9 protein-coding genes and 1 pseudogene are annotated in these 8,000 nt (G+C 67.3%); 3 read left to right on the top strand and 7 right to left on the bottom strand.

What is annotated here, in order from left to right:
* Both AB4030_RS14030 and AB4030_RS14025 read right to left on the bottom strand, forming a co-directional pair.
* On the bottom strand, positions 1-190 hold a 190-nt coding region (locus AB4030_RS14030; protein ID WP_442279817.1), incomplete at its 3' end, for a hypothetical protein.
* Positions 191-351: 161 nt separating this feature from the next.
* Positions 352-939: a hypothetical protein gene (locus tag AB4030_RS14025; protein ID WP_442279816.1), complete on the bottom strand. Its 588-nt coding sequence runs from the start codon at positions 937-939 to the stop codon at positions 352-354.
* Positions 940-1,054: 115 nt separating this feature from the next.
* On the opposite strand from AB4030_RS14025, the gene AB4030_RS14020 reads away from it, so the two are divergent.
* On the top strand, positions 1,055-1,438 hold the full coding sequence (locus AB4030_RS14020; RefSeq protein ID WP_442279815.1) for a hypothetical protein: 384 nt from the start codon (positions 1,055-1,057) through the stop codon (positions 1,436-1,438).
* 194 nt (positions 1,439-1,632) lie between these two features.
* On the opposite strand, the gene AB4030_RS14015 is transcribed toward AB4030_RS14020, so the two are convergent.
* The 4 genes and pseudogenes from AB4030_RS14015 to AB4030_RS14000 form a co-directional block, all read right to left on the bottom strand.
* Positions 1,633-1,854, bottom strand: coding sequence for a hypothetical protein (locus tag AB4030_RS14015; protein ID WP_442279814.1), 222 nt, complete (start codon positions 1,852-1,854; stop codon positions 1,633-1,635).
* Positions 1,855-2,088: 234 nt separating this feature from the next.
* Positions 2,089-3,033: pseudogene (locus AB4030_RS14010) on the bottom strand (ATP-dependent DNA ligase).
* Between the two features lie 134 nt (positions 3,034-3,167).
* The gene (locus AB4030_RS14005) at positions 3,168-4,982 is read right to left on the bottom strand and encodes an AAA family ATPase (RefSeq protein WP_442279813.1); all 1,815 of its coding nucleotides are present in this window, start codon (positions 4,980-4,982) and stop codon (positions 3,168-3,170) included.
* 49 nt (positions 4,983-5,031) lie between these two features.
* Entirely contained in the window at positions 5,032-5,268 is a 237-nt protein-coding gene (locus AB4030_RS14000) for a helix-turn-helix domain-containing protein (RefSeq protein ID WP_442279812.1), read from the bottom strand.
* Between the two features lie 90 nt (positions 5,269-5,358).
* Here AB4030_RS14000 and AB4030_RS13995 point away from each other — a divergent pair, with 90 nt between their 5' ends.
* Both AB4030_RS13995 and AB4030_RS13990 read left to right on the top strand, forming a co-directional pair.
* Positions 5,359-5,940 carry a hypothetical protein gene (locus AB4030_RS13995; RefSeq protein ID WP_442279811.1) on the top strand — a complete coding sequence of 194 codons (582 nt, stop codon included), beginning with the start codon at positions 5,359-5,361 and terminating at the stop codon, positions 5,938-5,940.
* Positions 5,915-7,009, top strand: a complete 1,095-nt coding sequence (locus tag AB4030_RS13990; RefSeq protein ID WP_442279810.1) for a tyrosine-type recombinase/integrase — start codon at positions 5,915-5,917, stop codon at positions 7,007-7,009. Before AB4030_RS13995 ends, AB4030_RS13990 begins: the two co-directional genes overlap by 26 nt.
* 27 nt (positions 7,010-7,036) lie before the next feature.
* Here the strand turns inward: AB4030_RS13990 and AB4030_RS13985 are convergent, their stop codons facing one another.
* Positions 7,037-7,996: a 1,4-dihydroxy-2-naphthoyl-CoA synthase gene (locus AB4030_RS13985; protein ID WP_442279809.1), complete on the bottom strand. Its 960-nt coding sequence runs from the start codon at positions 7,994-7,996 to the stop codon at positions 7,037-7,039.
* Positions 7,997-8,000 lie beyond the last annotated feature (4 nt).

Genomic DNA, 8,000 nt, shown 5'->3' with positions numbered 1-8,000 from the left:
CGAGCCGTCCTCGCCTGCCGCGCAGGATCTGAGCCGCAAGGATCAGCAGCCACGCGAGAACGCTTAAGCCGAAGAGCGCGGAGCCGACAAGCAAGTCCGTCATAAGTCCAACTACGAGGCAGCCCAAGAACAGCCAGCCAAACCTGAACAGCGTGGAGCCCCACGCGTTCTTGAAGCTGACGAGGCCCACCAGCGCGACCGCCTTCCGAATCATTCGCTCCGACGCGACAACTCTGCATCGCCGCTTCTGACCTACGCCCAGCGATGGGACACAAGAGTCGCAAGGTCGTGTGGACGGAACTCTACAACCCGCAGCAGACGCCAGGCCTGAGCTCGCAGGAGCACGCGCGCTCATGCCGCTGCCGGCTGGCCTACGTGCGCCCCGAGCATGCGTCTGCCTTGAAACTGCGCGTAAGTCTGGACCGTGTCTACGAAGTTGTCCTTCGTCTGGACGTAGGTCTGGCTGAGGACCTGACCAGGTTTCAGCGTGGATAGTCGTGCCAGCGTGAACTCGACGTGGCCTGTGAACCAACTGTTGTCGCTCGTCCATCCGTAAGCGACGTAGGCGGTGCCGGACTTCATCGCCTCGTGAGGACCCGTACGTGACCAGGAGTCGGATGGGTCGGCGGTGTTTAGATCCGACTTCAGGGCAGTGTTTGGCGTGACTGGCGACGCCGCCTTCCACTCAGCGACGGAGATCGAGGAGTCTTCACCTTTCGGATCTTCCGCGGTCCGATCACGGTAGATCGTCGCCCCGTCTATGTGGTCGTTGCAGAGAGCGAAGACAACAACCGGGCGTCCTCGCTCATCGACAGTCATGCCCGTTAATCCGGCACCAGCCACCGTCTCGCACCCTGCGAGGGTCAGCGCCCCTGTGTACACCAGAAGTGCGCTACATGCCTTACTGGCGGCGCGGGTCCACTGCGGCTCCCAGATCACGAGGCCAAATGTCGCACCCGCCGGGCCACAACGCCTCCTGACGTGACTGAACTGCAACGTCCGCTTCTGCCGCTCTCCGTTCGAGCGGTGGTCGCTCCACGTGGGAAGGTGAGGCGTGGGTTTCTTGCTCGAGCTACTCGTCGACTGGCTCGTTGCGCCGCTTCCCCTTGAGCTGAGCGCAAGAGCTCGTCTACGGGCCTTTCGCAAGGGAAGGCCGGTCTTCATTGGCGCCCACTTTGGCGAGGCCTACCACTGGGCAGACCATCTTCTGTGTCATGGACCCCGGCTCTGGGTCGTGACTAACAAGGAGCACGTCAATGAGCAGCGAGTCGAGCTTCGCGCCGATCGCGACACGGTCGTGATCGAACGCCACGTCGGCTGGTCGACCAGTCCGCGTGTGGCGGTCGAGGCCAATGGCCGCCGACTCGCGATCAGCACCCTGAGTGACTTCGACCTACTCGTCGAAGCGATCGAGAGCTGGCGGACGGCAGGCGATTGACGCACGCAAATGCCGCTGTCCGCCGCCCGCACATCGAAGGCCCCCGCCCACAGATGAGGTGAGCGGGGGCCGCCGGCCGCGTTGCCGGCGTGGGGCGCCTGGCCGGCGTTGTTGCGATGTGGTCGCAGAGGCGACGCTACGTCACCCCACCGACAGCCTCAGAAGGCCCTGGCCGCCCGTGGAGCGGGCGCCCTTTAGAGCCGATACTGTCGGGCGAAGCCATCGGCTGCTTCGTCGTAGCTCGAGCCCTGCGGCAGGGCCAGCTGCGAGCAGTAGCCCCCGGGCAGGGTGTCGTTGCAGTCGAGCAGTCCCTGGATCATGGACGACTCGTCTTCGGTGAGCCTGGTTGGGAACGGCTCGGGCTGGTCAAGCCAGTCCAGGAAGTCCTGGCGTTGGCTGACGGGTGCATGAAGCATGTCGATCTCCTTTTTGCAGGGGTGTTGGATCCCTTTGAGGTGACCGAGCACCAGGGCCACTCGGGTTGGGAGACGACCTGACCATGAAGACGAGCATGCGGTGCTTCCCTCATGGTGACCGCTCTCGGAGCTAAACGACAAGCCCTTCGGTGAAACACCAACTGGTCGACCGCAGCCATCCAGCAGGAGGGCTACTGCAGGCCAGGCCGGGCGGGCCAGCTACTGATCGGCGGCTTATGCGGGATCGAGGTGTGGCCTCGCGCGATGTAGTCGGGCAGCATGGCGCAGCACCCCGGCGGCCGCTGAAGCGTCGGCCTCGACCTCCACGACGAACGGCGCCACGACCGTCACCTGGGTAGGAGCAGCCGAGCCCCAGGCGAAGGTGCGCTCGAACGTCTCGCCGGTGGGGTGCAGCAACGGCGCCAGCCTCTTGCCGACCGCCTTGGACAGCGAGGTCGTCGAGCCGGCAGTGATCGGCAGTCCGTTCTCGTCGACGTCACCGGGGAAGGCGAGCACGAGGGCGGTAGGCGCCGCTTGGTCACCGGTGAACCCGATCGCGAGCATGTCGAGCGTCTGCTTGGACTTGATCTTCCACCACACCCGTTGACCGGGCACCATCGGGTAGGTGCCGCCGGCGTCCTTGATCATCAGGCCTTCGATACCGCCGGCCGTGAGGGTGTGGAACCACTCGCGGGCCAGGGCCGCGTCAGCGGTCTGCTGGCACAGCACGATGGGCGACGCCATCCCCGCCAGGGCCTTCTCGAGCACGGCCCGGCGCTCCTGCAGCGGTCGCCCCCGTAGGTCCTAGGAGCCGGCCGCGAGCACGTCGAAGACGACGAGCTGGGCTGGGCGTCGGGCGGCGACTGCGCGGATCCGCCGGCCGGCGATCATCCGAGCCTGCAGGCCCTCGAAGTCGAAGCGGCCGGCAGCCGGATCCCACGCGACGACCTCACCGTCCAGCACGAGGTCGTCCAGCAGCCGTGAGCTGAGCGCCGGGGTGAGGTCGGGGAACAGGGGCGTGAGGTTGGTGCCGTTGCGGGAGAAGATTTTCCCGCCGCCGACCAGGGCCCGGTAGCCATCCCACTTCGGCTCCCACCGCAGGTCCTTGACTCCGGACGGAGTGAGGTCATCGACGGGGCGCGCGAGGGCGACCGGTGCCTGAAGGGACACGACAGCCATGTCGTTCACCTTGCACCACCAGGCCCCTCGTCGGTGAGCCCGAGGCGGCGACCAACCCGAATCGGGCGTTGCCAAGCCAGCGACCGCGACCACGACCGACCCCTAAAGGGGATCAGGTCGCGGTCGGGGTCGTTCTACCTCGTCGCTTCGTCGCGCAGGAAGTACTTCTTGGATTTTCGTGGGCCAAGCTCTACGCGTAGAACATCCATCGCCTCAAGGTCATTGAGGCGGGCCCTCGTGTTCCGGGTGTTACCTCCAAGGAGCTCCATCAGCTGCGTCTGCGTCAGCCCTGGGTTGTCAGCCACCAGGCCGCGGATGTGGATGTCCAGGTCAGCGCCTCCGGGGTCCGTCTCCGAATCTGACTCGGCGTCGTCTCCCGGCGGCTCAAGAGCAAGGATGAGGGAGCGGGACCCCGCCTCATGCAGCGCAAGCGACGTGACGGTGGCGCGGGCGATCAGTGGTGTTCGACCCTTACCAACTGCGTGTCGGCCCACTCCACCCGGGCGGTCCTTGACCAGGCGGAGAGTGAACTCACCCCGCCCGCCTTCCACAAGGCGCTGTGATGCCTCGACCGTGTAGGCGGCCCCCGAGATCGCCGCCAGTTTGGCCTGGGCCCCGACCGGGAACCGGCCGCGCCCCTCCCGTGACTTGGTTACATGATCGATCAGGGCCACCGCTCCTCCCGTCTTCTGGGCAAGATCTCGAGGGACGGTGCGCATCCACCGGGCCACGTTGTCGTTGTCGGTCGACTTGTAGCCGAAAAGGTCCAGTGCCTCGGTAACGCCGTCGATGACGGCTAGGGAGAACGGCCGCTCGAGCAGTTGCTGCCACATCGTCCTGTCCCGCTCGCTGGAGAGATCGGTCTCGGGTCGGACGTAGGTGAACCGCTTGTGAATGTGCTTCGGCTTGGCCCCCAACGCGAGGAGCCGACGCAGAATCGACATCTCGTCGGACTCGAAATCGACATAGAGCACCTCCTTGCCCTCGGTCACCGCCTCGACGCACGCCCACTGCAGCAGCAGGGATTTGCCCGACTCCGGTTCCCCGAAGAAGGTGTGCACCATCCCGGGGTAGAGCAGCCCGGCCCCGTCAGCGCGCAGCATCAACGATGCCTGCAGCGGCTCCAGTGGGCCGTCGACGAGGAGTGACAGGTTCCGCGGCGCCCAACTGGAGCGCTCCTGTGACGGCCCGTCCTGACGGCGAGCGCCTTCGAGAGCCGTACGGCGGACATCGGCTGGTATCGCGCCGCCGCTGCCGTCGCCGCGTGCGACTTCTGAAAGTGGCTCTTGGCGGTGCAGCCCCTCGAGGGCTGCCTTTGCAGGCGCAGTTGTTGCCGAGGCGCCTGCCCCAACCACAGGCACTGCGCCGCGCCCTGCTCCCGGCGGTTGAGCCGCCTCGAGAAGTGCCCCGTGAAGATCACCGGGAAGGGTAGCCAGCGTGCCCGGTGGGTTCCATGTCCCGTGGGCGCGGCTGGCTTCGGACGCGGCTGCGTCCGGGAGAACCGCCACCTCGCCATCGCACAGGACCTCTAGCTCACCCTCCAAGGGACCGTAGTCGCCGCTCGGCAACGGTTTGCCATCCTCCAGCGCCAGCAGGTACTTGGCCTGCCCCGGGCGGGCGCCCATCAGGACCGACCCCATGGCCATGACGGTGAGGAGTTCTACCGACGGGTCCCTGGGTTCGCTGTCAAGAAGGCGGAACGCCACTGCACCGGAACGGGCTAGATCGAGGGCAAGGCGAGCGTCCGGCCATCTGTGGAACCACTTCCTAATCTTGCTTGCCTTCCGGCTCGAGCGCTCGGCCCAGTCCGGCCCCAGCAGGGAGGCGGGGTCGTCCGACTCGGCGGCGACAGGGACGACGTACCATCCAGCCTCCGCGTACCAGACGGCGGCATCCTCTGCCGATGCCGAGACCCAACGCGGCAACCGCAGGGCTTGGGAGGTAGTCATAGGGCCACGTCCTTGGACTGCAGCCCGTGCGCCGCCCGACGCTGGGCTTTCATGCCCTGCCCGAGCCGTGCTCAGCCTCTGCCTGTCGCTTGGCGATCCAGGTCTCCACGTCGGCGCGCGCGTACAGAACATGTCTGCCGACCTTCAGCCCGAGCGGTCCGTAGCCGGTGTGACGCCAGTAGCGCACCGTCTCGGGGTTCGTGCGGAGGAGCCCAGCGAGCTCTGCGGTCGTCAGGTACGGGCTCTTCGGCGTCGCGGGGTAGTCATCGTTGGCACTCGGTTTCATGCCTTGAACCATCGATCGTCGGGTGTCATGATGGAAGGCCCTTGTTCCCGCTTTGGAAGGGTCCAGATGCCGCGAAGGAAGCCCGGGACGATGTTCGCCGAGCGCTACGTGGCTTGGCACGTGGAAGTTCAACTCACTCGGCGAGGGTGGTCCTACCGTGAACTGGCCGACCGCATGACGGCGGCTGGCGCACCCACGAACCAGTCCTCCATCCACAAGATGCTCAGGCAGGATCCTCCGCGTCGGATCACGGTGAACGAACTCGCCGCCCTGGCCGAGATCTTCGATGTTCCGATGCAGGAACTCGCCCAGTCGGTTGACCGTAGTCTCAGCGAGGAGGCGAACCGGCTCTTGGCGGATCTGTACGCGGCGAAAGAGCCCTACCTGGCGGCGGCCCAGAGGCTCAGCCGTACTATTCGGCACCTCACTCTCGCGTTTCTGGCGAGCGATGAGTTCAGCGGGAGTCTCATGGCGGTATTGGCGCGCCAGGAATCGTCGATGTTGGAGCTGTTGGACATCGCCCACGAAGCGGAGGATCGGGTGTACGCCCAGGCCCAAGCCGACGCTGAGGCGCATCGCCTACCGAGGTTTGCGCGCCGCTACCACGAGATGACACGAAAAGCCGAGCTGGAAGACGGGAGCGACGATGGCCAGCATCGCGAAAAGACCTGACGGCCGTTGGAGGGCCCGGTACCGGGACGCGGCCGGCAAGGAGCACGCGCGCCACTTCGCCCGCAAGATGGACGCGCAACGCTGGCTCGACGAGGTGACTGCCTCGCTTGTCACTGGCCAGTACGTGGACCCGCGGGCCGGCAAGGTGACGTTCAGCGCCTTCTACCAGGCCTGGTCATCCCGACAAGTGTGGGTTCCCTCGACCCGATCCAACGCCGACCATGCGGCCGCGACGGTCCCGTTCGCCGGCGTCCCGCTGAAGGCGATCCGGCGGTCCCACATCGAGGCATGGGTGAAGGCACTCAGCGCCGACCTGGCGGCCTCGACGATCAAGACCAGGTTCGTCATCGTCAGATCAGTGTTCCGCGCGGCGGTCGCCGACAAGATGATCGCCGCGGACCCGTGCGAGGGTGTCGTGCTTCCCCGGCGCCGCAAGGCCGAGGCGGCCATGCGCGTCCCCACTGTCGCGCAGGTGGGGCGCCTGCTGCGGGCCGCCGACGACCGCTTCACGGCATACGTGGCACTCTGCGCGTTCGCCGGCCTGCGGATGGGCGAGGCTGCCGGCGTCCAGGTAGGCGACGTCGACTTCCTCCGGCGTCAACTCACGGTCTCCAGGCAGCTCCAGCGGGACGGGCGCGAAGTCGCGGTCCGGGCGCCGAAATACGGCAGCGAGCGCGCGGTCTACCTGCCCGACGAGCTCGTGACGATACTGGCCGAGCACGTCCGGCAGCACACGCCCGAGGGTTCGCCCGACCGATGGCTGTTCACGGCTTACGCTAAGCCGCTGCACGACAACGCGGTGACGTTCCGGTGGCGCCAGACGCGCAAGGCCGCCGGCTGCCCGAGCGTCCGGTTGCACGACCTCCGACACTTCTACGCCTCAGGCCTGATCGCGGCCGGGTGCGACGTCGTCACGGTGCAGCGGGCGCTCGGACACGCCACGGCCACGACGACGCTCGGGACGTACGCCCACCTGTGGCCATCGGCCGAGGATCGGACGCGGTCCGCGGCCTCGGGTCTCGCGACCGCGGCCCTTGCGGACTCCGTGCGGACCGCCGCGGCCCACTAGGCCGCTGACCTGCACAGACTCACCAGTTCAGAAGTACCAGGGGAACGGCGACCAGTCCGGCTCGCGCTTCTCGAGGAACTGGTCGCGGCCCTCGACGGCCTCGTCCGTCATGTAGGCGAGGCGGGTCGCCTCGCCGGCGAAGACCTGCTGGCCCATGAGGCCGTCGTCGGTGAGGTTGAAGGCGAACTTGAGCATCCGCTGTGCCTGCGGGCTCTTGCCCATGATCTCGGTCGCGACCTGCAGCGCCTCGCGCTCGAGGTCGGCGTGGTCGGCGACGATGTTGACGGCGCCCATCCGCTGCATGTCCTCGGCGGAGTAGGTGCGGCCGAGGAAGAAGATCTCGCGCGCGAACTTCTGGCCGACCATCTTGGCGAGGTAGGCGCTGCCGTAGCCGGCGTCGAAGCTGCCGACGTCGGCGTCGGTCTGTTTGAAGCGGGCGTGCTCCCGGCTGGCGATGGTCAGGTCGCACACGACGTGCAGCGAGTGCCCGCCCCCGGCCGCCCAGCCCGGCACGACGGCGATGACCACCTTCGGCATCGTCCGGATGAGGCGCTGCACCTCGAGGATGTGCAGGCGGCCGCCCTGGGCCTTGACGCGCGCCTCGTCGACGGTGTCCGCGGTCTCGCCCTCGGCGTACTGGTAGCCGGAGCGACCACGGATGCGCTGGTCGCCGCCGGAGCAGAAGGCCCACTTGCCGTCCCTGGGGCTCGGGCCGTTGCCGGTGAGCAGCACGACCCCGACGTCCGGGGTCATGCGGGCGTGGTCGAGCGCGCGGTAGAGCTCGTCGACGGTGTGCGGTCGGAAGGCGTTGAGCACCTCGGGTCGGTCGAAGGCGATGCGCACGACGCCCGACTCCGCGTGCGGGCGCCCCGCCACCGGACGGCGGCGGTGGTAGGTGATGTCGGTGAGGTCGAAGCCCTCGACCGGTGCCCACTCGCTCGGGTCGAAGATCTCGGAAACGGCGCTCTGGCTCGGCTCGCTGCTCACGGGC

Origin of the sequence: Terrabacter sp. 2YAF2, assembly GCF_052114705.1 — a bacterium.
Lineage (GTDB): Bacteria > Actinomycetota > Actinomycetes > Actinomycetales > Dermatophilaceae > Terrabacter.
Note: the sequence above shows the minus strand (reverse complement) of the source record. Positions and strands in the feature narration are given on the sequence as shown.